Origin of the sequence: Lactiplantibacillus sp. YT640 (assembly GCF_049745435.1) — a bacterium.
Classification (GTDB): Bacteria; Bacillota; Bacilli; order Lactobacillales; family Lactobacillaceae; genus Lactiplantibacillus; species Lactiplantibacillus plantarum.
Genome location: NZ_JBMNVY010000015.1, coordinates 41,419 through 68,309, shown reverse-complemented (window position 1 = coordinate 68,309; position 26,891 = coordinate 41,419). Strand labels below are relative to the sequence as shown.

At 44.3% G+C, this 26,891-nt stretch carries 24 protein-coding genes; 10 read left to right on the top strand and 14 right to left on the bottom strand.

Annotated elements, in window-relative coordinates; genetic code table 11:
- Positions 1-295: 295 nt before the first annotated feature.
- Together ACOV1R_RS10350 and ACOV1R_RS10345 are read left to right on the top strand one after the other, a co-directional pair.
- Positions 296-478, top strand: a complete 183-nt coding sequence (locus ACOV1R_RS10350; protein WP_003642976.1) for a hypothetical protein — start codon at positions 296-298, stop codon at positions 476-478.
- Positions 479-529: 51 nt separating this feature from the next.
- Complete coding sequence (locus ACOV1R_RS10345; protein ID WP_003642977.1) at positions 530-823, top strand: hypothetical protein; 294 nt, start codon at positions 530-532, stop codon at positions 821-823.
- Between the two features lie 74 nt (positions 824-897).
- Here the strand turns inward: ACOV1R_RS10345 and ACOV1R_RS10340 are convergent, their stop codons facing one another.
- A complete protein-coding gene (locus ACOV1R_RS10340; protein WP_054519074.1) occupies positions 898-1,281 on the bottom strand; it encodes a DUF1398 family protein in 384 nt (127 codons plus the stop codon).
- 48 nt (positions 1,282-1,329) lie between these two features.
- Positions 1,330-2,703: a cytosine permease gene (locus ACOV1R_RS10335; protein WP_016527374.1), complete on the bottom strand. Its 1,374-nt coding sequence runs from the start codon at positions 2,701-2,703 to the stop codon at positions 1,330-1,332.
- Positions 2,704-2,847: 144 nt separating this feature from the next.
- On the opposite strand from ACOV1R_RS10335, the gene ACOV1R_RS10330 reads away from it, so the two are divergent.
- Complete coding sequence (locus tag ACOV1R_RS10330; RefSeq protein WP_013356006.1) at positions 2,848-4,071, top strand: MFS transporter; 1,224 nt, start codon at positions 2,848-2,850, stop codon at positions 4,069-4,071.
- Between the two features lie 170 nt (positions 4,072-4,241).
- Here ACOV1R_RS10330 and ACOV1R_RS10325 read toward each other — a convergent pair whose 3' ends face one another.
- Positions 4,242-5,180 (bottom strand): alpha/beta hydrolase, encoded by a 939-nt coding sequence (locus ACOV1R_RS10325; RefSeq protein WP_003643518.1) that lies wholly within the window; start codon positions 5,178-5,180, stop codon positions 4,242-4,244.
- Positions 5,181-5,304: 124 nt separating this feature from the next.
- On the bottom strand, positions 5,305-5,775 hold the full coding sequence (locus ACOV1R_RS10320) for a DUF1836 domain-containing protein (RefSeq protein ID WP_003642982.1): 471 nt from the start codon (positions 5,773-5,775) through the stop codon (positions 5,305-5,307).
- A gap of 1,089 nt (positions 5,776-6,864) precedes the next feature.
- Between ACOV1R_RS10320 and ACOV1R_RS10315 the strand changes: the two genes are divergently transcribed.
- Complete coding sequence (locus ACOV1R_RS10315; RefSeq protein ID WP_003645545.1) at positions 6,865-7,338, top strand: nucleoside 2-deoxyribosyltransferase; 474 nt, start codon at positions 6,865-6,867, stop codon at positions 7,336-7,338.
- Positions 7,339-7,425: 87 nt separating this feature from the next.
- Here the strand turns inward: ACOV1R_RS10315 and ACOV1R_RS10310 are convergent, their stop codons facing one another.
- Positions 7,426-10,038 (bottom strand): cation-translocating P-type ATPase, encoded by a 2,613-nt coding sequence (locus ACOV1R_RS10310; RefSeq protein ID WP_003645544.1) that lies wholly within the window; start codon positions 10,036-10,038, stop codon positions 7,426-7,428.
- 241 nt (positions 10,039-10,279) lie between these two features.
- On the opposite strand from ACOV1R_RS10310, the gene ACOV1R_RS10305 reads away from it, so the two are divergent.
- A complete protein-coding gene (locus ACOV1R_RS10305) occupies positions 10,280-11,830 on the top strand; it encodes a bifunctional metallophosphatase/5'-nucleotidase (RefSeq protein ID WP_217203291.1) in 1,551 nt (516 codons plus the stop codon).
- A gap of 201 nt (positions 11,831-12,031) precedes the next feature.
- On the opposite strand, the gene ACOV1R_RS10300 is transcribed toward ACOV1R_RS10305, so the two are convergent.
- Together ACOV1R_RS10300 and ACOV1R_RS10295 are read right to left on the bottom strand one after the other, a co-directional pair.
- On the bottom strand, positions 12,032-12,850 hold the full coding sequence (locus ACOV1R_RS10300; RefSeq protein WP_323303613.1) for an AEC family transporter: 819 nt from the start codon (positions 12,848-12,850) through the stop codon (positions 12,032-12,034).
- 375 nt (positions 12,851-13,225) lie between these two features.
- The gene (locus tag ACOV1R_RS10295; protein ID WP_054519154.1) at positions 13,226-14,086 is read right to left on the bottom strand and encodes an aldo/keto reductase; all 861 of its coding nucleotides are present in this window, start codon (positions 14,084-14,086) and stop codon (positions 13,226-13,228) included.
- Positions 14,087-14,226: 140 nt separating this feature from the next.
- Here ACOV1R_RS10295 and ACOV1R_RS10290 point away from each other — a divergent pair, with 140 nt between their 5' ends.
- The 3 genes from ACOV1R_RS10290 (at position 14,227) to ACOV1R_RS10280 (ending at position 16,238) form a co-directional block, all read left to right on the top strand.
- On the top strand, positions 14,227-14,979 hold the full coding sequence (locus ACOV1R_RS10290; protein WP_003643522.1) for a threonine/serine exporter family protein: 753 nt from the start codon (positions 14,227-14,229) through the stop codon (positions 14,977-14,979).
- Between the two features lie 12 nt (positions 14,980-14,991).
- On the top strand, positions 14,992-15,453 hold the full coding sequence (locus ACOV1R_RS10285; RefSeq protein ID WP_003645541.1) for a threonine/serine exporter family protein: 462 nt from the start codon (positions 14,992-14,994) through the stop codon (positions 15,451-15,453).
- Positions 15,454-15,896: 443 nt separating this feature from the next.
- The gene (locus tag ACOV1R_RS10280; protein WP_015641068.1) at positions 15,897-16,238 is read left to right on the top strand and encodes a YxeA family protein; all 342 of its coding nucleotides are present in this window, start codon (positions 15,897-15,899) and stop codon (positions 16,236-16,238) included.
- A gap of 181 nt (positions 16,239-16,419) precedes the next feature.
- Here ACOV1R_RS10280 and ACOV1R_RS10275 read toward each other — a convergent pair whose 3' ends face one another.
- The 4 genes from ACOV1R_RS10275 to ACOV1R_RS10260 form a co-directional block, all read right to left on the bottom strand.
- Positions 16,420-17,247: an undecaprenyl-diphosphate phosphatase gene (locus tag ACOV1R_RS10275; protein ID WP_003645539.1), complete on the bottom strand. Its 828-nt coding sequence runs from the start codon at positions 17,245-17,247 to the stop codon at positions 16,420-16,422.
- A gap of 147 nt (positions 17,248-17,394) precedes the next feature.
- Positions 17,395-17,913 carry an O-acetyl-ADP-ribose deacetylase gene (locus ACOV1R_RS10270; protein WP_003645538.1) on the bottom strand — a complete coding sequence of 173 codons (519 nt, stop codon included), beginning with the start codon at positions 17,911-17,913 and terminating at the stop codon, positions 17,395-17,397.
- A gap of 1 nt (position 17,914) precedes the next feature.
- Positions 17,915-18,487 carry a TetR/AcrR family transcriptional regulator gene (locus tag ACOV1R_RS10265; RefSeq protein WP_003642996.1) on the bottom strand — a complete coding sequence of 191 codons (573 nt, stop codon included), beginning with the start codon at positions 18,485-18,487 and terminating at the stop codon, positions 17,915-17,917.
- Positions 18,488-18,518: 31 nt separating this feature from the next.
- Positions 18,519-18,842, bottom strand: a complete 324-nt coding sequence (locus ACOV1R_RS10260; protein WP_003642997.1) for a membrane protein — start codon at positions 18,840-18,842, stop codon at positions 18,519-18,521.
- A gap of 248 nt (positions 18,843-19,090) precedes the next feature.
- On the opposite strand from ACOV1R_RS10260, the gene ACOV1R_RS10255 reads away from it, so the two are divergent.
- The gene (locus ACOV1R_RS10255) at positions 19,091-20,059 is read left to right on the top strand and encodes a DUF1002 domain-containing protein (RefSeq protein WP_015379504.1); all 969 of its coding nucleotides are present in this window, start codon (positions 19,091-19,093) and stop codon (positions 20,057-20,059) included.
- A gap of 96 nt (positions 20,060-20,155) precedes the next feature.
- Here the strand turns inward: ACOV1R_RS10255 and ACOV1R_RS10250 are convergent, their stop codons facing one another.
- The 3 genes from ACOV1R_RS10250 to ACOV1R_RS10240 all read right to left on the bottom strand — a co-directional run bounded on the left by ACOV1R_RS10250 (position 20,156) and on the right by ACOV1R_RS10240 (position 25,513).
- On the bottom strand, positions 20,156-23,563 hold the full coding sequence (locus ACOV1R_RS10250; RefSeq protein WP_054519153.1) for a WxL domain-containing protein: 3,408 nt from the start codon (positions 23,561-23,563) through the stop codon (positions 20,156-20,158).
- A 44-nt stretch (positions 23,564-23,607) separates the two neighbouring features.
- Complete coding sequence (locus tag ACOV1R_RS10245) at positions 23,608-24,642, bottom strand: DUF916 and DUF3324 domain-containing protein (protein WP_015379506.1); 1,035 nt, start codon at positions 24,640-24,642, stop codon at positions 23,608-23,610.
- 61 nt (positions 24,643-24,703) lie between these two features.
- Positions 24,704-25,513 carry a WxL domain-containing protein gene (locus ACOV1R_RS10240; protein ID WP_003643001.1) on the bottom strand — a complete coding sequence of 270 codons (810 nt, stop codon included), beginning with the start codon at positions 25,511-25,513 and terminating at the stop codon, positions 24,704-24,706.
- Positions 25,514-25,800: 287 nt separating this feature from the next.
- Between ACOV1R_RS10240 and ACOV1R_RS10235 the strand changes: the two genes are divergently transcribed.
- Complete coding sequence (locus ACOV1R_RS10235) at positions 25,801-26,538, top strand: helix-turn-helix transcriptional regulator (protein ID WP_003643527.1); 738 nt, start codon at positions 25,801-25,803, stop codon at positions 26,536-26,538.
- Positions 26,539-26,891: the final 353 nt, after the last annotated feature.

Genomic DNA, 26,891 nt, shown 5'->3' with positions numbered 1-26,891 from the left:
GAAAGAATTTCGGAATCATGCCATTCTAAAAACTGCATAGCTATTTTAATTATTTGAACTGTCTACTTGACTCGGAGCAGTCCCGTTAATCATAAGCAGCCTAGTTTTTTTATTTTACGATCGATTATCATTGAAGTAGTCTTGGGTGGCTTCTCATCAGCAAGCCACCCAAGACTACTCAGTCACCATGCAATGCTTAGCGTTCTTAACATACTAAGAATCCTGATAAATAATTGCACTTTATCGCATTTTAATGCACAATTAAAATGATAATATGAGGAGTCGAAAGTAATTTATGGAATTGACAATTGGTTTAATTATTGGCACCAGCATCATTCTTGCCATACTGTGTGGCATACTCAGTATTTACTACTATCACCACACCAAAAAGCTGAACGGTACGATCTGGGCACTCATTGGTATTGCGCTATTGTGCCTGGCTGGCTTTTTTGTTTGGGTCGTCTGGTTTGGGTTATAAACTAAACTGCGGCTCACCGTTACTAGTAACCAATCCGAGGAGGAATTGCTCATGAACCCAGAAGACATGTTTCAACGTTATCTCAACAAATATCAGATTACGTATCAACATCCTGAACATGGTCTAGTTATGCTGACCTCCCCTGTCTGGCCCCAACATCCCGAGCTCCAGCAGGCCATTCAAAGCGCTTTTCAAGGCCTAAACGGCGTCACTAGTATTACAATCAATAGTCCCGAACAATTAGTCATGCGCTATCACTCTGATCAGTTACGGCGGCTAAGTCCGCTGACTTTACTTAGCTTAGAACGCCAGTTAAGCAAGCAATATCATCAAGCTGGCTATTAAACTTAATGGAACGCAAAAATGCAGGCTACCCGGTTAAAAGTGGATAGTCTGCATTTTTGCACTTTATTATTGATTTAGAATGTTACAGCTGCCATTATTTTACCTTCATCGCCGCTAAAATCGACAATGTGGCGTTTTAAGTTAGCAGTCCAAGCTTGACACCCAGCCTTGGCAAACTGCTTGACAGCGTCTGTTAGAGCCAGCTGGCCAGCAATATATTGCTTCGCGATTTGTTCAACTGCCGCGGCATCTTCTTCACGAGCGAACCGGACTGCTAAGCCATTCGTCCGCCGTTCCACGAGATAACCGTTCTCACCAAAGTAAGTTGTGGCACCAGTAGCAACATCATATTGAAAATGTTGAACGCCCAAATCGGCTTCTTTTTTGGCAATCGTGGCAAAGTCTGCGTGGTCACCTAAATTATTTAATACGTCATCGATCTCAGTTAATTTAAACATCATGACACCCCTCGTTCTAATTTCGTTTACTTATCTATTGTAATCCAATTAGACACGTTTGGCAGGTAACGGGTAGAAAATTCGCATTAAAGCCACGTAAATGACCCCGATAAGCGCCATGTCAATGAAGGTTGCACCAGTCACCGTCGCAATCCAAGCAATGTGCTTCAATAACAAGAAGATGGCCACACCTAGTACCCAACATAATAGCGCAATCCAATTCACCCCATGATGATACCAATACTGCCCCTTAGAGCTCGCCAGTTCGTTGATATCATAGTGCTGACGATGCCGCCAATAGTAATCGACTAACATCACGCTGATCATCGGTCCAAGCACCATCCCAATATAATCTAGGAACGCCGTGAATGCAGCTAAAAAACTCCCCATGATTAATGGAATCAGTGTGACTAACGTGGCAATGATTGTCACGGCCCACAGTGCTGGTCGTAACCGAATCCGTGGGAAGATATTCGACAGCGCCGAACCAGCCGCCAATAAGTTTACCGCGTTCGCCGTCATACTCGTTAAGACAATCACCAGTAGTGCTAATACCCCCAAGCCTAGTCGACTCGCAATGGTACTCGGGTCAGAGTTATTAGGATCATAAGTTCCAGAAGTAATCGCGATACTGATCGTCGCGGCAAGCCCGATAAAGGCGAACCAGAACAAGCCGGTAAAGGCCCCTAAAAATGGCATGCCAGTCGCGCCACTCTTTTTGCGCGTAAACCGCGTAAAATCAGCACCCGCTGTCACCCAAGACAAATTGAACGCCGCTAGCGTATCCATCCCAGCCCCCGCCGTCATATGTAAATGTGTCGGCGCCTGCCACGTTAACAAATCATGCACTGAGACCGTCTGGAACACGACGACCGTCTCCCATAAAACAAATAAGATGACAAGAATAATACCTAAACGTTCAATCATCTGAACCGACCGTTGACCGACCGAAACACTCAATAAATGCAACACACTCATGACAATAATTCCGAGGATCAGTCCTTTAGCCCCACCGGGTTTACCATAGACTGGCCAGCCAACTAGATCGTGTAATAAATAGCTGACAGAAGTTGCTGCAATGAACGTGTTTACCGCTGTCCAGCCAATATACTGGGTCAAGTTCACAAAGGACGGAACGTAACTGCCCCGCACACCAAAGGAACCACGAATCAAGCTCATCGTCGCCGCCCCGGTCTTATACCCCATGAAGCCGACTAACGATAAACATAAATACGATAGCGTGGACGATGCTACAATCACTTTAAGCGCCGTCAATAAACCACACGCAGCCAATACACCACCAACGTACCACGTGCCATTATTGGCATTGGCGCCAATCCAAGTTGCAAACATGTCCCAATTAGACATGTGTCGGTGCTTAGGCGCCACCACTTCTATTTGATACTTTGACTCTTGCTGCACATCGTTCACCCTTTCTACAATGTTTTCCATTGTAGTTTTTTTAGTGACGCTTGGTCAAGTCTATTTAACTAAGTTAGTTAATTGCACAAAACTTAAATTCGCATTAAAATAATCTTAATAAGTTAATTAAGGAAGTGACAGATTGTGAAGGGCGCATTGACAGGCTGGCGCCGGAATCTCGCTGTTCTCTGGCTAGGAACATTTATCGCCGGAATGGGATTTTCTGAAGTCATGCCATTCTTATCATTATACGTTGGTCAAATGGGGGATTTCTCCAAAAACGAACTCACGATGTATAGTGGTATTACATACGCAGTGACTTTTTTTGTCGTCGCTGTTGTCTCACCATTATGGGGTAAACTCGCTGACCGGCGTGGTCGCAAAATCATGCTGCTGCGTTCTTCGCTTGGGATGGCCTTTGTTATCGGTGCGATGGGATTTGTCCATAACATTTGGATACTCATTCTACTTCGGTTCTTACAAGGCCTGTGTGCCGGCTACATTCCCAATGCTAGCGCCCTAATCGCCACCGAAACTCCCAAGGAAAGTAGTGGGACCGCAATCGGTATCCTAACAACTGGCTACGTGTCTGGTAACTTGATCGGCCCGATTCTCGGTGGCGTACTCGCCCAAGTTTTCTCTATTCGTTTGACTTTCATTATCACCGGAATTTTGCTACTGATCGTCTTCGTATTGAGTCTGACACTCGTCCACGAAAGCTTTAAACCCAGCGACGCGCCGATTGCTAAACGTGACGGCAGTCTACTCAGCCAATTTAAAAATCCAACGTTGATTATCACACTGCTCGTCTCCACGATGATTATTCAAATGGGGAATAATTCCATCACGCCCATTATTAGTCTATATGTCAAAGAACTGATGCATAACGTCGGCCCAATCACCGTCGTTGCTGGAATCATTGCCGCTCTACCCGGAATTTCGACGCTATTATCGGCGCCGCGACTCGGACGGCTCGGTGATCACCGGGGGGCTGACCGTATCCTTGTCTTTGGTTTCGTCTTTGCCATCCTGATGTACTTTCCACAAGGCTTCGTCTCCAGTGTGTGGACATTAGGGCTATTGCGCTTCATGATTGGGATCTCTGACGGGGCCCTCTTTCCAACGGTGCAAACATTATTATCCAAAAATACACCCCGCGAGTTAACAGGCACTATTTTCAGTTGGAATCAATCTTTCCAAGCAGCTGGCAGCATGCTCGGCTCCTTACTTGGTGGCGCCGTCTCCGGCTGGTTCGATTACAACGGTGTCTTTATCTTCACCGCCTTGTCATTACTGCTTAACTTCATCGGCGTACTGATCTTTATACCAAGTATGCGGCACCCATTTGCAAAACACTCGGTTGATTAACCGCGCTATTTATCAAGTTCAAAAGCTATCAGCTTAGTCCCGGAGATCGGACCAGGACGCGGACCGGCTGACAAACACTAATCCGACTAGCATATTTTAACCATAATAAAGGTCACCAATCAGCAATCGCTGCTTGGTGACCTTTATTAGTTATTCTATTCCGTTAGCTCTTACTTCAAATATTTTGCCATGAACTGGCTTACTTTTTGTTGATATAGTTGCGGATAACGCGTGTATGATTCCGCGTGACCAGCTCCTGGAGCCACCCATAATTGCTTTGACTTGACCGTCGTAGCGCGGTAGTTCTGATATACCATCTTCGTGGGGACAAAAGTATCCTTAGCACCATGAATAAAGAAGATTGGCAACTTATTCTTCTTGAGCTGGTTTACTGAACTCGCCGTCATAAAGTTGAAGTGGGCCTTCGCTTGAGCTACCCAGCTTGCCGTATACAGCAGTGGAAACTTCGGTAAGTGATATAGTTGATTCAGCTCATATCCCAATTCATCACCAACACTGGTATAGCCACAATCTTCAATAATCGCTTTAACTTGTGATGGAAGTTTCTCGCCACTCATCATCATGACAGTCGCACCACCCATTGAAACGCCAAAGAGTCCAATCTGACTATTTTGGCCTACGCGGCGAATCACCTGTCGCGTCCACTTTAGATAGTCCAACCGGTCAGGCCAACCAAAACCATAGTAATCCCCCTGACTCTGACCATTGCCACGATCATCCGGCGCCAGCACATTATATCCTTGGCGATGCCACAATCGAATATAGCTCGCCATCTGCTCCTTGTTACCCATGTAACCATGCGCCACAATAATCGTTTTGGTGGTTCGGTGCGCAGCTGGTACATAGTCCGCAACTAACTTCAAATGATCCGTTGCGGACGTCTCATGCCAGGTCTGCTTGTTGACCCGTTTCAGCCACGCTTGGTTCTGCTTCAACTTACTTTTACTCTTACTAGAACTATGGTTCAAAACTTTCGGGGTGGGTTCAAATGCAAAGTGATATAAATAAAAACTACCGCCCGCGACCCCAATGACGATCACGGTCAAGAATGCAATGAGCGCAATTGTCCATTTTTTGCGTGTTGTCATATTCTCTTTCTCTCTTTCATACCTAATCATATCTGCTAAGCCTAATTCGCTTTAATTCGAATACGCTACAAGCAGCCATAGCGATATTATCAAACGCTATTCTCAATTATGTGCCTATCTCAACTCAATCTACCAATTCGTTAAGCGCTCGGATCGTTAATAAATGTGCCGCCACCGTTTGAGCTGCTAATTGAATTGCCCGTGCTAACGGGTCAACCGTCGACAAGACGACCGGTTGTCCAGCAAGCGTAGACTCGAATGCTTGCCGAAATTGCTGGTACCGCGGCTCAATCTGACGCGAATCACGAATTTGCAAAATCGCTTTACTAATTACTGGTAATGAAAAATCAGTCTTCAAAATTGAAACGACTAGTACCGCCACAATCTGATTCCGGGTATACCGATGTCCAACCGGCCGACTGAAAAAATGTTGTTTCACGTAACTATTAATCATCGTCTTCGTTACGGCAGGTAACCCCAGCGGCTGAATTGTTTCATTAACAAGTTGCAACAACTGTTCCATATAAACGGGCACCGCGGGCAACTCTTCCCACGAAAGTAAATAGTTACTAGTTGATCCAAATTCCTCCATCATCCAATCCTCCTCACTACCCTATTTAATTTAGCCCAATTTAGATTTTAATTCAACAATATCTAATCATCACCTTGTTATAAATAGAATTATAATCTATATATCCACTCTGCTAATTATTATTCGCCTCAAAAATTATTAAAAGGTGCTTATTTTTGGATTGCTGTTCGTCAGCAATGATCGTCCTATTCCGACCTCCGGGGCTGGGTGACAATTGCTGGAACGTAAGCCGACGTCGATTTGAGCCCGTGCACAACCCGCCCGGTCTCAAATACGAGTCTTATTCTAAGCCGGAAGCAGACCACTTCCGACTAAGAATAATTTGGCTACTGAGTATTGTCACCCAGCCCCTCCAGTCTCAAGCTTGCGAGGGGCCACGGGTTGAAGCCGAGCATTGCCTGCCAACGGATTAATGCGGTTTTGGCATTAGTCCATTGGCGTAGCAAGCACAGGCTTTAGTGGCACCGAACACCTTTCGGTAAGCCGCTCGAATGGCTGATGAACGGCCACTTAACTTAGCACAATTTATCGTTGACTATTTTGATATTAAACAAAGACAAAGGGTTAGGGTGCACTAGGCACTCTGTCAGAAGTTTGAATCTTACTATGCCGATTCAGGATTAATGAGCTACCTCAATATCATTTTCAGTTTGACAGTTGATTAACAAAATTACTGTTTACAAAAAGCAACGGCAAATTCATCAAAAGTTAAGTACAGCTTCGTCTGCCATTCGAATACTCTCCCGACTGGAAGGCGTTTCTGACAATGCCCAGTGGTGAAATTTCACTTAGCAAGTGTCCTGTGCTTGGTTATTGAAAGGCCAGTATTTGAGACGTGATTTTTCGGCTCAAGTCTGTGCCCACCACGTTCCGGCAATTGGCAGAAATGCCTGGAAGTCGGTGTAGGACCAACCAACTAAACAAGTTTACGCTGATTCGAACTTTTTCCAGCGGGCCTAAGCTGGCTATTTTTGAACTTTCAAAATAAGGATCTTTTAATAATGATTCACGCCAAATCAAGGCTTGAAAGCCACCCCATATTTCCGCTAAAATAGGCTTATCCAAATTTTGTTATCCAGAAAGGAAATCATTATGAATAACGTTTACCTAGCTGCACCGTTTTTTGACGAGGCTCAGAAGGAACGCATCCAACAAGTGAAGTCGGCGCTGTTGGCTAACCCGACGATCAACCCCGATGGTATCTTCATCCCAGAAGAACATCAATTTGAAGAAGAACCTTTTGGTAGCCGTGCTTGGCAACAATACGTCTACGCATCCGATATGCGTCAAGTTCATCGGGCCGATGTCGTTGTTGCCATTCTTGACTTCGACATGACTAGTGCAACCAATGAGCCAGATTCGGGCACAATGTTTGAAATCGGTGCGGCCGTGGCTGAAAAGACACCCGTCATCGTCGTTCAGTTTGATGCGAATAAAGAACTCAACTTAATGATTGCCCAAGGATTAACGGCCTATTTCGATGCTAGTAAAGATGGTCTGAAAGAATTATCTGCCTACAATTGTGATGACTTACGTTCTAAGCCCGCTCACCGGCCAGTATTTTAGGCACACAACTTAATGACACGAAAAAATGCTGCTTGCAAACGAATAACGTTTGTAAGCAGCATTTTAACTAACTTGAATTGATCATCCTTATTCAGCAGTATTCACGACTAATCGTGACTGTCGCCGCGCCTGCCAGCGCTTATTCAATTCCAGCACGAATGTTGGAATCAGCGTAGCTACTAGCACCGTTAACCATCCTAACGCTGGTAGTGTCACTAAGCTAAAGAAACTACGGAACGGTGGTATCACTGCAATTGCCAAGACCACCAGAATTCCTAACAGCAATCCTCGGTTCAGCATTGGATTACGCGTCATGCTTGACCAGCTGAGTGGTCGGCGATCCTTAATTGCATAGATGTCGATCATTGATCCTAATGCCAATACTAGAAAGACCATCGTCATCCCGACTGGGGCTTGACCATTTGTTAAGCCAAAGCGGCCAAACGCGTAAATTCCGAGGGTTAGTACGGTAAAAGTAGCTGCCCGGATAAACAACCGTTGACCAAGGCCCCGAGCTAAAATACTTTCGTCATTGGCTACTGGTGGTTGTTGCATGGCTTGGGGTTCACCTGGCTCTTGGCTAATAAAGAATCCTGGAATCCCATCAGCAAGTACGTTAATAATCAGCAATTGTTCTGCTAACAGTGGCGCCCCCCAACCGAAGAGGACTGCACCAACCATCAAGAAGATTTGTGCAAAGTTGACACCTACCAAGAATTCAACGGCTTTAATGATATTCTGATAAACTGTCCGACCTTCCTTAACTGCTGCCATGATCGTCGCAAAATTATCATCCGTTAACACCATGTCAGCGGCTTCTTTAGATACTTCGGTACCCGTAATTCCCATTGCAATGCCAACATCCGCCGCTTTCAATGCCGGCGCATCGTTGACACCATCACCGGTCATCGCAACCGTCTTACCAAGACTTTGCCAAGCCTGAACGATTCTAATTTTGTCACTCGGCGACACTCGGGCGTACACTGCAATCTGATCGATTTGAGCCGTCAATTCTTCATCGCTCAATTGGCGTAACTCATCACCGCTAATTGCTTGCAGCTCAGGGGTTAAAATGCCAATTTCCTCAGCGATAGCCTTCGCAGTAACCAAATGATCTCCCGTGATCATAACTGGAAAAATACCCGCCTGTTTGGCTGCTCGAATGGCCGGAATCACTTCTGGTCGTGGTGGATCAATCAAACCAATCAATCCTGCCAATTGGAGGTCAGCTGTCAGGTCGTCCCAGTCAGTAGTTTGGACATCCGCGGGAATGATGCGATAGCCAACAGCTAAAACGCGAAGCGCCGCCTGCCCAAATTCATCATGGGCCACTTGTCCAGCAGCTAGGCTAGCTTGGTCAGGCTTCAGTGGTAACCGATCCCAAGCCCCTTTGACGATAACTAACCGTCGACCATGCGCTAATTCATGCACCGTCGTCATCATCTTCTTAGTTGAGTCAAACGGGTCTTCCGCAATTCGTGGGGTCTGCGCCTCCAAGCTGGGCCGATCTAAATCATACTGAGCCAGCCAACGAATAACGGCTAATTCCGTTGCGTCCCCAATAGCTTGTTCTTCACCGTCAACGTGGTTGATCTCGGCATTCGTCGCTAATCCTAAGTAACGCATCAATGTTTGTCCCGCTGATGGCAAGGGCTGTTCGGTCGTCATAATGCCCGTGGTCGGCGTCCAATACTTTGTAATTGTCATTCGATTTTGCGTCAAGGTTCCGGTCTTGTCAGACGCGATTACATCGACACTCCCAATCGTTTCAACGGCACTAACTCGGCGCATGATGGCATTTCTGTCTGCCATCCGTCGAACACCGTGTGAAAGACTAATGGTCACGATGATCGGCAGAGTCTCTGGCACGGCCGCGACCGCTAATGAAACCCCAATCATCAAGCTATCGGCCAAACCTTGGTTTTGCACCCAAACACTCAGCGCAAAAATCGTAATACCACCTAAGACGGCAAATGTCGTTAACCAGCTTGATAGCCGATTAAGCCGCCCCTGTAATGGCGTGGCCCGTTGCTTCGTCTTGTTCAACAAACCTGCAATTTGACCTAACTCTGTGGCCATTCCGGTCGTTAAGACCTGAATCAATGCAGTACCGGCTGTGACGGCCGTTCCCGCATACACTTGACAGTTATCATCCAACTCACCGGTGTCCTGATAAATACTTTTTTCAACAGCTTCACTTTCACCTGTCAAGACTGCCTCATCAACGGCTAAGTTCGTGGCCTCTAACACGACCGCATCGGCTGGAACCTGGTCACCCGCTTTTAGTAGCACTAAATCACCGGGAACGATTTCTGGTGCCGCAATCGTTTGTACCTTCCCATCCCGTCGAACATTAGCTGTGGGTAAACTCATTGACTTCAGTGCCGCCAACGACTTTTCTGCGGAAGCTTCTTGGTACAAACCAATACAGACATTAATAACTAAAATGGCGCCAATCACAATGGTCTTTGTCCAGCCCCCATTCTGGGCAAGAGCCAAGTACGTGGCTAAACCAACTGCAAATAATAATACTAGCGATGAAACGTCGCTCATATGTTGCCAAATTTTACGCCATAACGGTACGGGGCGCGCAGCCACTAATTCATTTTTGCCGAATTTAGTTAGCTGGGTCGTCACCGCTGTGGTCGTTAAACCGGACTCGGGGGTAGGTTTGAATGGTGCATTCTGATAATTCTGCATCGTTTATTCCTCCGTAATTCGATTATCGTTGTCATTCGTCACTATTAATGATAGCGGAAACATTTTGTCGTTTTACGTACAAATTGTGAAAAAGTCGTGAAGATTAGAACGTACAATTAAAGCAGCCATTAAACATTAACCACAGGTCATCATCAAAAAACTGTTCAATTTATGACTAAAATCAAGTTACCAGCCATGAATATTGTTATAATAGAACACAAATATTCCTTGGAGGCACGTTATGAAAATCAAATTAATCTCAACTAGTGATGTGCACGGTTACCTCGCGCCAACTGACTACAGTCGTCGTGATAACATCGCACCATTTAGTCTTAGTCGTGCCGCTACTGTTATTCATCAACTGTCACGTGAAGATACGGCTGATGTCTGGCCAATCGTGATTGATAATGGCGACTACGTACAGGGATCACCGTTGACCTATTTCATTGCTCGCCACCACCAAGAAGCTGCACCGTTATACTCGCGCCTTGCAAATTGCAACCACGTTCAAGCCGGTATTTTTGGTAACCATGAATTCAACTACGGGCTCGACTACCTCGACCTGTGTGAATCAAGCCGCCAATATCCGATGCTGGCCGCCAATATTCATGATGACCTGCACCGCACCTTATTCTCCAAACCATACACAATTCTGGAACGCGCCGGAGTTAAAGTGGCAATTTTGGGACTAACGACACAATTCGTTGCCCACTGGGAACAACCACATCACATTGCCGGCCTGCACTTTGAGGAGGTGGTTGCAACTGCTAAACATTGGGTGCCCAAATTGCGCCAACTGGCTGACGTCGTTGTCATCGCCTACCACGGTGGTCTTGAACGCGATCCCCAAACTGATCGTCCAACCGAACGCATGAATGGTGAAAACCGAGGATCCGCACTATTAGCTGAAGTACCCGGCATTGATGCCATGATTACTGGCCACCAGCATCGACAATTAGCCGTTACGGTTCACGGTGTTCCCGTGACACAACCTGGTATGAAAGGTACTAATGTTGCTATGATTACCCTTGAGCTCGACCGCAATCATCAAGTGACGACCAGTCATCCGGAAATCTATCCGGTCGCAGATGCCACCCCCAATACCCAGGTAATGCAACTAGTTGGACCAATCAATGACCAGATGGAAGACTGGTTAGACACACCACTTGGCCAAATTAACGGCAATATGCTCGTACACGATCATCTTCAAGCACGGCTGCATAATCATCCTTACATCGATTTTATTAATCGCGTTGAAATGGCCGCAACCGGTACCGATATTGCCGCAACAGCATTATTTAATGACGACGTACCAGGCCTCAAACAACACGTGACGATGCGGGAAGTCATGAACAGTTACGTCTACCCAAACAAACTTGCCGTTGAAGCCATTACTGGTGCTGATTTACGCGCCGCTCTTGAACGTTGTGCGAGTTACTTTTTCCTCCAAGACGGACACGTTCGGGTCAATCCCGAGTTCATGCACCCTAAGTTGCGCCACTATGTCTATGATATTTACAGTGGCATCGCCTATACTTTCGACCTTACCAAACCCTTTGGTCAACGTGTCGTCCAACTCGATTATCATGGGGCCCCAGTCACCGCTGACCAAAAATTAACGGTCACTCTGAATCATTACCGCGCTGGTGGCGGTGGGAATTACCCAATGTATCAAACGGCTAAGATTATCCGGCGCTTACCTACTGATATGACCGTATTAATTGCCGACTACTTTGCGCAACATCCCGTCGTCAACGCAACGCAACCGACTAATTTTCAAGTTCACTATTAAGACTAACGCGACAAACCCGCTCAAATATGCCCTATTTGAGCGGGTTTGTCTATACTGACGTTCACAACGTTTGGTTTAGCATCGTCGTTAAACCGTGCCAATTAACCTTTGTCAATCGGGAATCATAACAGCACTGACCGCAAGTCGTGCCCTCCTTTGTGAGCACCTCACAAACCCAGCATGGTAATCAAAAGGTGCCCGTCATACGAGCTGCAATCCCCACATTAAGAATCCCATGGTCAGCGGCGCAATGACCGTACTTAACATTTGCGTCGCCACATACTCATCTGGTGCCAAGTGGTTTTGGACGGCCAACATGGTCGCGATGGTTGCAGTGGGGATTGCGAGTGTCAAGACAACTAATTGTTGGTTACCTAATGACACACCTAGACTAGCCATAATCCCCCAAATGAGCACCGGTAAGCCTAAATTTTTCAGTAGCACGTTTAAGACAACCATGCGCGTCAGTCGCCACGGTCTGGTCGTTAACAGAAGCCCCAGCGCAAATAACGCCACGCCCCCAGCTGCTTGTCCCAACTCCGTAAAATTCGTTAGCCAAGCACTGGGCAACCGCAATCCGGCCAAATTCAAGAGAAAAGCACTGATTGGCGCCCACACGACTGGTTGCCGACTCGCACGACACAGTTTCTGCCAACCGGCTCGCCAACGTTGCTCAGGTGTCGAACCGCCCGCTAGCGTTAACAGCAACACGCTCACTGGCACTTGTACCAAATTCATGTACAGGCCGCCTAACGCGACCAATAAAACACTGATTTTACCAAAAACCACCAGTAAGACGGAAACACCCATGAATGGAATTGAAGGACTGGCGATCACTAGCGCTCGTAACGTCCCCGTTTCTAGTTGCTGATGGAAACAGCATTGGCTCACAATGACGATGACCATGCCACCTAGCATGCCTAGCGCCAACCACAGCGCGACCGAGGAGTTTTGAATAATGGTAGCGCGCTTTAATGACAATATTCCTCCGAAAAGACTTAACGGCAAGGCGTAATGCATGACCAACTGAATCAAAATATCACTGGTCGTTGGCGCAAATTGGTGCCGTAGCCCGCAAACACGCCTAATCCCACCGTCACAACAATTGGTAAAATTGCTAATATCAGTAACATTCACAGGCCCCCAGACTTAATAATTAAAACTGAGTGTACCATAGTCCAATCGCTGTGATAGTCAGGTTGCTAGTCAACAATCGGACATCTTATGACGTTTCATTAGTCTAATTAGGGGCCTACCTCATATTATTAAGCGGCCGCGCCACACTTTTTACGATAACAACGAATTTTCTAATTTAACTAGCTGACTCCGACAATTAGGTGATTAGCCAAATAAAAAGGATGCTGCCAGTGGCTGCATCCTTAATAACGATGAAACTTAGAAATTAACTTGATCAGGATCATTAGCTAACCCGGCAACACCGTGGAAACCATCAATGACCTTCATATCATCATCGCTGAGTTCGAAATCAAATAATTCCGTATTTTGTTTAATCCGATCCGCATGAACTGATTTTGGTAATGGTAAGAAACCGTGTTGTAATGACCAACGTAGCACAACTTGGGCAACGCTCTTATCATACTTATCAGCCAACGTCTTTAATTCTGGGATACTGAAGATCTTACCAGTACCTAATGGACTATAAGCTTCTGATAAAATGTCATGTTTGCGGTTGTAGGCCACAACTTCATCTTCCATATCACTAGGATTGAGGAAGATTTGGTTAACGGCTGGCACAACCTTGGCTGTCTTAAGCAGCGCGTCTAAATGCTTAGGCCGGAAGTTAGAAACCCCGATAGCCCGTGCTTTACGTGCCGTGTAAGCTTCTTCCATTGCCCGCCAAGTATCGGCGTTCAATTGTTCCCAATTGTCGCGCATTGCGGCTGGGTTTGGCCAGTGGATCAAGTAGAGGTCAACATAGTCCAAACCTAACTTAGCCAACGAGGTATCCAGCGCCTTCTTGGCAGCGTCATAGCCATGGTCGGCATTCCATAATTTGGTCGTGACGAATAGGTCTTCACGTGCCACACCACTATCGGCAATAGCTTTACCGACACTTTCCTCGTTACCATAGGCCGCCGCCGTGTCAATGTGCCGGTAACCCGCCTTTAATGCGGCTAATACGGAATTGTAAGCAACCTGACCATCAGGTGTTTGCCACGTTCCAAAACCAACAATCGGAATCTTAGTGCCGTTATTTAACGTGTACGTATCGGTGAGTTTAGTCAATGCAGTCATCAAAAATGCCTCCAAGAATTTATTTGTTAAGATAATTCTACCCATAACCGACCACTTCCGGCAAACATTCTGTTCCAAACTAATGACGATACGCAAAATTCGTGAGAAAATATAAACATTCTGATGTGGGAGGGGTTTTGATGAGCGATACGGCAGTTATGTTAAAAACCACGTTATTGGCCGGCGCCATTTTGCTAGAAAATGGGGCTGAAATCAAACGAGTTGAAGACACGATGCAACGAATTGCAACCAACGCGGGCTACCCTGACGCGCAGGTCTTCGTACTGTTAACAGGGATTACCGTCTCCTTGCCGGAAAATGCCACTAGCGAAGTGCGAGCAATCCATAATCGGGGTATGGACCTCGAAAAAGTGGATCAGGTCAACAGCCTGTCACGGCAGTTTGCTAATCACGATATTGATTTAACTGAATTTGCCGCAGCCCTCGAACGGGTCAATCAAGCCGTACCGACCTTCCCATTCAGCTGGTTATGTCTAGCGGCCGTTGTCGTTAGTGTGCCGTTGATGGTCGCCTTTACTGGGCGGACAACTCCTGCCGACTTGATCACTTGTGGGCTAGCCGGGTTGGCTGGTTTTGCTGCCTTTTATTGGATCAATCGGCTGGGGTCAATTCGGTTTCTCAGCGAATTTATGGGCGCTTTTATTATTGGTCTAATTACCCTACTCGGCTTTTATCTCACTAACGGTCATTATCATCCCGACGCCATCATTATTGGCGCTGTAATGCCATTAGTGCCGGGTGTCGCCATTACTAATGCCGTCCGTGACACAATGACGGGTAACTTGCTGAGTGGTCCTGCCCGCGCTGTAGAGGCCGTTTTATCCGCGTGTGCGATTGGTGTTGGTATCGCACTGACTTCATTTTTCTACTAAAGGAGGCGTGACATGCTACATTGGCTCTTAACAACCGGTTTATTTCAAATTATCTTAGCTTACTTAGCTACGGCTGGTTTTGGGGTACTTCTCAATATTCCGCGTCGCGCCGTTAACCTCAGTGGTTGGGTCGGTGCTGCTGGCTGGTTTACGTATGAGGTCCTCTATCACATCCTGCCATTAGGAATCGACGCCAAACTTGCGATTGGTAATCTCGTCGCAGCTATCGTGATTGGCGTCGCTAGCGGTATGGCCGCACGCTACAAACGAATGCCGATGATCATCTTTAATATCCCTAGTCTGGTCCCACTGGTTCCTGGTGGCCAGTCTTATCGAGTCGTTCGTAACTTGGTCACTGGTCAACCAGACTTGGCCTACCAGTACTTTGTACAAGTTGTCATTATTGCTGGCGTGATTGCAATTGGCTTTCTCGTCGCTGAATTTATCAATCACATTACTTTACACTTTGTTTAATCAGAAAAATCAGCTAGTGCATCTTTGTCGGTTAGCAAAATGACACCACGTTATCTTGATTTTCAGCTGTTAGACTTCTTAAATGATTAGCAAAAAATAGATAACGCCTTTTACTAAGTACTTACAATAAAAGTAAGTTAATAGGTCTAATATAGTTCAAATTGTGGGCTTATAAGCCTGCAACATTTACAATAATAATTGTATTTAACCCGAGATTTTCTAACTTGGAGGGAGAAAAGCTCAATTTATTATTTAGATACTGACAAAATAAGCTTAGAGAAAAAGAAAAATACCCTTGGTAAGATTGGCATAAAATTATGACCTTCATTAATATTTTTCAAAACTGTAAATTCAATTAAAATACTGCCTAATTACGATTCTACAGCTGCAATTTCAATGTGATTGCGAAGCCTTAAAAAGTAGTATACGAGGAGAATATTACAATGAATACTAAGTCTAATCATCTCATCGAATGGCTGCTCACCTTATTATTAATAATCTCAATTCTGATAAATGTTGGTTGGTTTATTTTTCGATATGGCGGTCATTACTACTACATGAAAATATCGAGTAGTACCGGAACTTCCCCCATTACACTACCGGTCAATATCCCAGCTACTGGGTATCAATACCAAGGACTAGCAACTAATTCTAAGGGCGAAAAAAAGTATCTTCATTTTAATACAGTTGCTGCTGATCCAGCCCCATTCAAACGCGGACAAATTGTCAGAATCACATTCAATCAAAGGTACGGCGTAACCAACTATAAATTAGTTCATCGGTAACACGATTACTTCAAAAAAGCCGTCATAACGATTGGTTTATCACTTATCCAATCGTTATGACGGTCCATCCATTACTAGAATGATATAATCTAAAAAGTCAGCAACTAATTTATAGTCGCTGACTTTATTTATTCATGATATTTGCGGCAACAAGCTTAGCCAAAAGTTACGCTTCTAGTATTTAATGAATCAACGTAAAGTAGCCAATCACAAGTACCCCCAGGACAATTCGGTACCAACCGAACGCCTTGAAGTCGTTTTTCTTGATGTAATCCAACAAGAAACGAATCGACAAGTAAGCGACTACGAAGGACACGATCACCCCAACGGCTAAGACTGCTCCTTGCAAACCAGCTAAAGAACCACCGTGAGCAAAGAATTTCACAAGCTTCAATAATGACGCCCCAAACATTGTTGGAATTGCCATGAAGAATGAAAACTCAGTTGCGACGTAGCGTGAAGTTCCAATCAAGATAGCCCCTAAAATGGTTGCACCGGAACGTGAAGTCCCTGGAATCAACGAGAGCAACTGGAAGCACCCAATGAACAATGCCGTCGTATAAGGTAACGTTTGTAGATTAGCGAAGCGGGGTGTTAAGCGCTTATTATGATTTTCAATCACAATGAATAGGACCCCATAAATAATCAACGTGGCAGAAACGACCGCCCAATTCATTAAATGTTCGTCCATCCAATCATTTAACGGTAACCCCACGATCACTGATGGAATGACCGCTAATAACACCTTACTCCAGAGAACCCAAGTATTTCGCTTTTCCGTGGTATCCTTGCGTGGTGACAACGGATTTAGTTTATGGAAATACAGGACAACGACCGCCATGATCGCCCCTAATTGAATCACAACGTTGAACATATCCGTAAACTGCGTGGACTGTTGCATCTTGATAAATTCGTCAACTAGGACTAAATGCCCTGTTGAACTAATTGGTAAGAATTCAGTAATCCCTTCAACAATCCCCAAGATTACCGCTTTAAAAATATCTAACACAATGGATTCCTTTCTTGTTGGCAATGATTATCGCTTGATAATCCCAATACATAAAGATTTACGACCATCCCCGATGGCCGGTATATCAACATTATAGCAAGCAGCTACTCAAGATAGTAGCGTCCATGTGTATTTTTTTGGTAAAGATTAATTTGTCAGCGCTGCCAACGCCGTACTAAATACATTTTGCGTTTGGTCATCAAAACAAACAATCGTGATTGTCTGAACCGTGTGGGCCGTTGTCTGCGCGGTTGCTTGTAACGTTTTTAACGCTAACGGTGCCGCAATTGATAGCGGAAAGTGATAGACGCCGGTACTGATAGACGGAAAAGCAACCGTTTGACAATGATTCTCAGCGGCCAAATTCAGACTGTTGCGATAACTGTTCGCTAACAATTGTAATTCATTATGCTGGCCACCTTGCCAAACGGGACCCGGCGTGTGAATCACATACTTCGCCGGTAGTCGAAAGCCCGGCGTAATTTTGGCTTCACCAGTTGCACAACCGTGTAATGGGCGACAGGCAGCCAGCAATGCTGGCCCAGCTGCCCGATGAATGGCACCATCGACGCCGCCACCACCAAGCAAACTCGTATTGGCCGCATTAACAATTGCATCAACGGTCATTTTGGTAATATCACCGTGAATGACTTTAATCTCAACCATCTTAAACTGCCCCCATAATCAGATTAACACTCGTTTGGGCCTGTTGTTTTAGCTGTGCCCCACTAGGATCCTGTTTTGCCAATAACTGAATGCCGCTGCGAACCTGCATTAAACTTGCTGCAGCCTCAGCGACCGTGGTCGGTAAGGTTTTAGCCTGAGGTGAAAGTAAACCGACGAGTCGGGTCTGTAAATCAGCATAGATCGTTTGCAGTTGGGCCATCAAGGACGCATCCTGCGACCCAATTTCGGCCATCAGGTTCACCATCAAACATCCTGCTGGCCACCGTTCACTCTGAAACGGCAGTCGCAAACAAGCCGCAATTAAAGCGGGCAATGGTGTTTGCCGCGCCCGCTCACGTTGAATCAATTGATCAAGTTGTTCATCTAACGTTATTTGATAGCGTTCAAGTGAACGGCGTAACGCAACCCGCTTACTGTGATACTGGCGATAAAACTGCGTTCGTGACAACTGGCTAACGGTGAGCAAGTCGTCAACTGTCGTTTGATAATAACCACGCTGCCAAAATTGAATCATCATTGCTGTTTCAACCACTGATGCGTCCTTAACAACCATGCTAAACCCTCCTGAACCTAACGCTACTACATTAATCAGCAATTAAATACTGAATTCCGCGAATAATCGACCATAAGTAGCTAGCCACTGCGACTAATCCAAATACCGCTAAAAGAACCACGGCCAACCAGCCACTATTAACGATACTGTCCATATAAATACCGCTAACGCCTAAAATAACGAGCAGTGTAATTCCTAAAATTGTCGGCAACAAATGTAACCAAAAAGCCCGTCCTGCAACCCGATGTGCTTCTGGATTAGTACTCGTCAGCAACCAAACAATTAATGGAAATAAAACTGGTAAGAATAAAATGCTTAAATAGCTCAACGCGTTAATCACCCGATTTTGTGTCATTGTTATAACCTCCCCCGATATTTATTTCGAGTATAGCGAAAGTCTGGTACTTCGGCAAATAATAAACAAATTGTTAAAATACTTAGGACTCTCCCAAGGTTACGCGCCGAATGTTAACTTACGACCACGGTCTGCTATAATAATGACATAACCTAACCTTGCAATCGCTAGTTGCCACTGTACAACCCGGGAGCGAACGGTTCATGTTAGGATTTAGGTGCATTAGTTAAGATGCGGAGGAAAAGAAAATGACGAAACGAATGAGTTTCAAATTTAAATGGGTTGCCCTCGTTGCCACCCTGATCGTTGGGCTTGGCAGCTGGCAAGTCCTTGCGCACGCTGACAGTAGCAGCGATGAACCAATTGTCACATTAGGCAGTAGCCTGACTAGCAGTCAAAAGACTGGGACGATCAACACGTTAACGGCTAGCTTGAACGGTGCCGATTATCAGACGCTAACTGTTAACGGCGATACTCTAGTTAAATACCTCAACCCAGCCGGTGAAAGTTTCACAAGTAGCTCAGGTGTGTGGTCCAGTGCGATGATTCAAAAAACAAGTTCTGGTTCTGGAATTAATGTCAAAATTTTAAATTATAATGGTAGTAATAACATCACCACTATTACGGCTAACCAGTATAAAAACGCCGCCCTAACGGCTGGGATTACCGATGCTAATATTTACGTCACATCAGCTACTCCAATCGACGGTTCGGGCGCACTAGCCGGTGTTTACGCGGCGTACGCAAAATCTGGTAACAGCTTAAACACGAAGCAAGTAACCGCCGCCCAAGATGAGTTAAGTACTCTCAGTGGCATCACTCAAGCAAATAAGAGCAAGGATGGTTATACTGATTCCCAGTTGAACAACGCTGTGGCTGGTGCCAAAAAGGAAATGGCCCAAAAAGGAAGTAACATCACTAAAAACGAAATCACGACCATTGTCAATCAACAAATTACCAATAACAATTTAACAAATGTCATTACTAATAATCAAAAGACTGAAATTATTAATTTGTTAGTCAAGATCCGTGATTCAGGTGCATTAGATTCTTCAAGCTTTAAGACTCAAGCCAACTCGTTGATGAAGAACATTCAATCAAATGCCAAGGGTGTCTTCAGCAAACTCAATACTAAAGAAAATCAAAACTTGCTCCAAAAAATGTGGAGCGCGATTGTTAACTTCTTCAGCTCTATTTTCAAATCAATCTTTGGCTAATTATTAATCTCGGATACTCAAAATCGGACGACAAAACTGCAATCAGTTTTGTCGTCCGATTCTTTTTAAGCCTTGAAGCATACCATTAAATAACGATCACTGGCTTGGCAAACTATTCAATTGCCAAGTGATAGTTCCAGAATAATTTTTAGCCATCACACGACCACCCTTGACGTGCAACGCAACGTTATTAACATTCCAAATTTGTTGATTAGTCCCGACGCCTTGTTGACTAGTCGTCCCAGCTATTGACGTTTGTTGGGTAGCACCTGGGGTTAACTTAATCACGGCTGGTAAAGTTGCCTGATTTTGGTCAGTTGCCGTAACCCATTTACTAGTACTAGCATTCAAATATTGCGCCGTTCCTGATGTTAACGTCACGTAACTACCCGTCATGGTCGTCCCATCAGTAGCTGTCAACGCTGATAATTGGGCCGTCAATTGCCAACCACTTGGGGTGTCCCGTGTATCAGTCACTTGTGTATACACACTATCCTGCCCATTTTTCTGACCACCAACTGTTGCATACTTCTGTCCATCAGTAGCAGTAGCCAATTGGTCTTCAGCGGCTGATGGTGACAACAATGGGTACGCTGTATCCATTGTTGGAATGCTGTGCTGTCCAAAGTTCAAATGTGTAGGTACAGCGTCCAACGATAATGGGCCTAAATTGTTCGTCCCGCCAGTCCCAGGCTTGCTAGGATCATCAGGATCAATTGGATTGACGATTAAATCCTTAGCTACTGTAAATATCGGTGCTGGTTGGAAAGTCGCATCATGATACTGCTGCCCATTTGGATAACTATTAGGATCAGGATTACGATTTCCTAGACTATCAGCCATATAAATAATAATCTTGTCACCAATTTTTAACGATAATCCGGTTAAGTTCAGTGACCAAGTCCCATTGGCATTGACAACCGTTTTGACATTAGTTTGAATCTGCCCATTCAATGCTAATGTGACCTGCGCACCTGGTTCTCCATTTTGACCACTCACCGTTCCTGTTGAAACTCTAATGGGGTCCGGTGATACCATTGTGGCCGGATTAGGCGGCGTCACATCAACCACCGTCCCGGTAGCCGTGACCGTCGTTCCACTGGTATTGCTAGTCGATGCTGTGACCGTCGTTCCAGCTTTTAAAAAGGTCCCGACATTAGCTGTTGCGTAGCCATTACTATCAGTTTGGGCAGTGATTGTCTTACCATTAACGCTATAACTCACGGTTAATTGCCCTGCACTAGCATACTGTGGAATATAATTAACCGTTCCGTCATCTTGAACACCATTAGTATCAGGAACCATCGCCACAATGACTCGCGTCTGCAGCTTCTGATCCGCATCTGTTAGCTTGGTTGTCCCATCATACGGATTATTAAATGCTAATTGTGGCTTCTGGTTAGTGGCACTAATCCGACGCATTTTAGAAGATAAATAATTACTTTGCAAATTACTATCCGTGGCCGTCACTGCTGAACCCTGTTGTAATAACTGAGATACGTTACTATACGAATAATCCGCACCGCCCGTAACCGATGATGCTAATTTCCACAAGCTAATATTACTATCTTGGATTTCAAAAGTGCCCACATTATCTTGGTTAATCGAACTAGCCGCTGCAGTCGTTCCAGTTGAGCTATTACGTAAATCCAAGTTGTTCGGATTAATAAATCGAACAGTAGCCAAACGCGCGTAATTTCCCGAAATAAGCGGTGCTCCCGTAGCAGCAATTACATAAATATTGGCACCACTACTACTTTGAATCGTCGAAGTTGCATTATCAGAAAAAGAGATTGGCGATTGACTTCTAGCTAGTGACGTTAGATTAACGGTGCTACCAGTATCCGCGTAAAAATTACGATGATATTGTGACCCATAAAAGTACTTGTTAGAGTATGCATTTCCTGGCACGCTAGCATTAAACGTGGCATTTTTACCCACATTAATACTTTCATACGCATCAAAAATAACCGGATAGGTAGTATAGGCGGTTGACGTAGAACTAGCAGGTCGTCGAATACAATTTAGCGTCGCGCCTTCTTCAACATTAACTTGCCGATTACCAGTTCCTTGATAGTCATAAACAAACCAGATAAATGAATTATCATCACCATTGGCTATTTTCGATCCAGTGAATGTCTGTCCAGCAGCTACATCAAAGCCACCACATAAGATGTTTTCTCGAACCGTTGTTACTCGGCAATTGCCGGTAATATTGACTTGGTTCCCTTGCGCACTAACAAATCGCCGACTTGTATTGGTATAACTAGTCCCACTTGGGACCGTAATATTACTAACATTAAATGTCCAATTCAAAGCCCCTCCGGCACCATCGCCACCGGTGGATGAGCCAATCAACCCCGCATCATTTCCAAAAGATCCGATTAATGATGCAAAATTCATAAAGGTCGCTGTATATTTCGTACTACTGGTAGCACCGTTGTACCTAGTGTGAAACCCAGCAGATCCAGTATTAACGCTATGTCCATTCCCATTCACAATAATATTACCGGATAGTCGTGAGTCCAAAGACCCTGCAGCGGCAGTCGGATTACTAATATCAGCCGTAATATTAATTTCATCAACACTCACATTCTTCCAAGCATCGACTAATTGAGACCATGTACTAACATCAACCACATTCGAACTCAGCTGAGCTAACCGAGTGACTGGTATTAATGGACTAGATTTGGCACTCGCCGTTGCTTGCTTAGTTGGTGCTGATGAGAACACTTGACTAGCAGTGGATGACGACGAGATGCTGGCCGAACTATCAGTTGTCTCACCCGCAGATTCCGTGACCGCTGACGATTGATTAGCAGCAGTTTCTTGTGAAGGCTCGCTACTGCTAGCACTCGTTTGGTTTACCGCCTGACTTGAAAGCGTCGTTGCAGCTGAACGTGAACTGTCCAAACTTGCTGCTGATGATGTCGCTTGTCGACTTGACGATGCCGTCGAACTATTTGTATCGGTTGCCGCTGAAGAACTAGCTGAACTCGTACTGGCCTGATCAGCCTGCGTTTGTGGTTGCTTAATCTCGACATTCAACGCCGGCCCTTTTTGATCATCGGCTACAGCAACTAACGCCAGTTTTTCTGCTTTAACAGCTGTTAATCTAATTGGTACCTTCGTTTGCGGATATTCATCTGACCACTGAACCGTTATCCTGCGCTTATCAGGATTGTACGCAACTGTCAGATGCTTAGCCGTAATTGTAAAGGCACCATTATCCCCCGTTGTGTACTGACTATCATCGAAAACCCGTTTTATTTGCTTAAACTCCTCTGGCCCATCTAAATTAACCTCGTTCGGTAAATCAATCGTATTTATTTTAGAGGCCGTATCACCAACCTGTAGTTCAACATCAAAATGTTGATTCGTTAAAATATTATCGCTAGCCGTTGATTTTGCAAAAGTTAACTGTGGTAACGTAGCTGCTTGAGCGGTCATATCGGCGCCTAAGCTTACCGTTGCACCAGCGGCTATGACTTGTAACAATACCATCAATATGACAACAATTGCTCTTAGCTTTTTGATAGTATCACCCCTTAGCGCTTATTTTGACGCCGTTTAATTACCCAGAATATGATTAAAGCAATGAGCAATAATACTAACAACACGATACCAATCAACCAACCCCAAGTAGTTGGAGACGTGACGTTAACAGCATCCGTAGCGCCAACTACAAAATCTTGCTTTAGCGACCAGACATGCGGCTTAGCGAACTTTTCATCCGTAGTTCGATACTTGACGTATAGAGTGTAAGTCCCAGGTAAAATGATCCCCCGATTAGTACGCCACTTTAACGGTAAGTCAAAGTTAGAATTAGGAGCCATCGAACTACTTTTTAGATCAGCCACCGCGAGCTTTTTGGTCTGCCCAGCTTTGCTAACGTAGGCAGTGACAGTCCCTTTGCCTAGAATTGAAGCGTAGTAATTTTGAATATTACCGATAACTGTCTTGATGCCACTCCGCTTTTTTAATTGAACATCAGCCAAGCGTAATTTTGGCAATGGATCACGATTTGACGTTAGTTTGATCCCCACATTGTAGGCATATTCGCTAGTTAACGTCGCCCCCTTGGTTTTAAGATGTTGATCTGCAATTTTAACTTGCCAACTTCCTAAAATAATCCCTTTGTTCAATTTCGTTGGCGTTTTTAACTGTGCCCGCACGATCCGTGATTTATTAGCTGGGATCGTCGTTTCCTCATCCGGTACGGTAATAATATCAGCTAGTTTTACTTTTAAACTAGTATCATCATTCAGATTAGCAGCACCATAATCAATAACACCTTTCGCATTAGTATACGATTGTAGGAATTGATTTTTGACTTTAATTTCATGATTTGAGCGATTATTAACACGCATCGCTAACGAATATGTTCTCTTCGGTTGAATTTTAAAATCCCAATAATAAGCGTCCTTTGATAATTGTTGCTTTTCATTAAGCATTGGCTGAACATCAAAAGTTACCGCATTATTGGCCGTGTCAGCAGCATGGCCAATCACAGTCATACCAGCCAACAAAGTCATTATTAGGGTTAACATCCCTAATAATAGCTTCTTATTCCAGCCGTTCATAAAAGGGCCTCCCTTCAAAAAAACGAGTTAACTATTCAACATAGCCACTCGTTTTCGTTCATTAAGCCGTTGGTGTCGAGTTCAATGTCCAAACAATATTCCCTGAATAATTCTTAGCGGCTGCGTGACCACCTTTAACATGTAATTGCACATTATTAATATTCCAGTATTGTTGGTTGACCCCCATACCTTGACCGTCACCAACTTTAGACCCTGCCGTGGCTGTTGCAACATCGGTTGTCGATGAAGCGCCGGCATTGAGCACAATTGGTGTTGCAACGGTTGCCTGGTTCGCATCCGCCGCAGTGACCCAAGATTGTTGATTAGCTTCCCCTGTCAGATATTGTGGTGTCCCACCACTTAAAACAACTGACGCGTTCGTTAACACTTGGCCGTCAGAAGCCGTAATATCAGAAAGCTGTGCCTTTAATTGCCAGCCAGCACCAGTCCCCCGTGAGTCAGAAACTTGCGTGTAAATGATATCATTACCATTTTTCTTACCACTAGTCGTCACATTTTGGGTCTTATCATCATTAGCTGTCGCAAGGCTCTCCTGACTAGCATCTTTTGAAAGTAAAGTGTAGGCCGTATCAACATTAGGTTGCGTATGCGTCCCAAAATTAAGATACGTTGGTACCGCATCTAACGAAAGTGGCCCGTTGTTCCCAGTACCACCGCCGCCAGGATTATCCGGATTGTCTGGATCAACAGGATTAGTCGAACCACCGTTAGACGTAAACGAAACATCTGCTTGAGACTTTCCAGTTGAAGGCAAGGTGTCCGCGGAAGCTCCTAAATTATTGAATGATAAACAAGCAATACTGGCTACTGAAACCAGCATAGCTGCTTTGAGCGTACGTGACTTTGTCATAAGTCAATTCCCCCTAAAATTTAATTAGCATATTAATCTTCTTCATCAATAGCGCGTAATACCTTTTTGTACAAACATATTAATATTTAAATCAATATTATAAATTCACCTTTATTAATAAACTTTTAGCAAACTAATTGACGGAGAATATTTATATGTCTATACTGGATAACTTAAATCAGTCATTATCCTTGAACCAATTAAAGTTAATCAAGTACACTATTATGTACGTTTACTATTTGTATAAAATTCACTATTTTTGTAACTTATGGGGGAGGAACTGTCCATTGAATTTTCCAGAGCTCAAACTTTCTCAAACAGAACGCGATTTCAATTTTGATTTTGCTATATTGGAACATGATTTAAGTTATTTTTTCGAAAAGCGTTGTCTTGACTACGCCTTGGAACATATCAATAGATTTAATCACAAAATCAAGGATAACTTATACAACGTCCGCCCACTCATTCTAAAAGAAGCCTTAATTTCACTAACCTGTGATCTAGCAAGTGTCAGCTTTTATCATTATTTGAACATGATCACATTCGTTAACTTAAGAAAGGACATTTTGCATTACCTCACAACAACAACACTAACGAATGATGATTTTATGCCACTTTTAGAGTCAATCGTCAACAATTATTTTAGCAATCTTGATACACTTGATATTCCAATTGATGGTACCCGCCTCTCTAAGCAAGTCGCGCTAGTTGTCTATTATATTGATAATCATTGTGATGAGCCATTAAGAGCAAATACCATCTTAGAAGAACTGACGTTAGATCCTGAATACACTAAGCGTAAATTTCGTAAAGAACTAGGGTTTACCATCAACTTCTACATTCGCCACGCTAAATTACAGCGAGCAAAGCAATTATTAATTAATACCCATCTTCCTATAGGTGAAATTGCAGAAAGAATCAACTTCTACAATAGCGCCGAATTTGCACGCCAGTTTCAAAAAGAATTCGATATTACTCCGAGTAAATATCGCGAGTTGAATCAAATTTTTTATAAAGAAGAATAAATAGGATATTTACTTTGTACAATAAAATATTTTTTTGTGTTTTAAAATTCGCATATAAGTTTAATCACTCTTAAACTTGATATTAATTCTGCAATATCAAGCAAGCTCCTAACCAAACCTTGAACGCGCTATTAGGTTAAAAGGCAACCAAAGTTCATATGAGTAAGACGAGTATTTGTCCGCTCGTCTTATTTATACAAATCACCCAATCAATGTGACTACTATACAAACAGTAAGCGCTCACTTTTTCCAAAAATAATTACTAATAAGTCTTATTTTAAGTACAAGCACGGATTATATCTGATAGCGCAAACAACCAGCTTGACACCTATTACCATCGAGACTTCATAGCA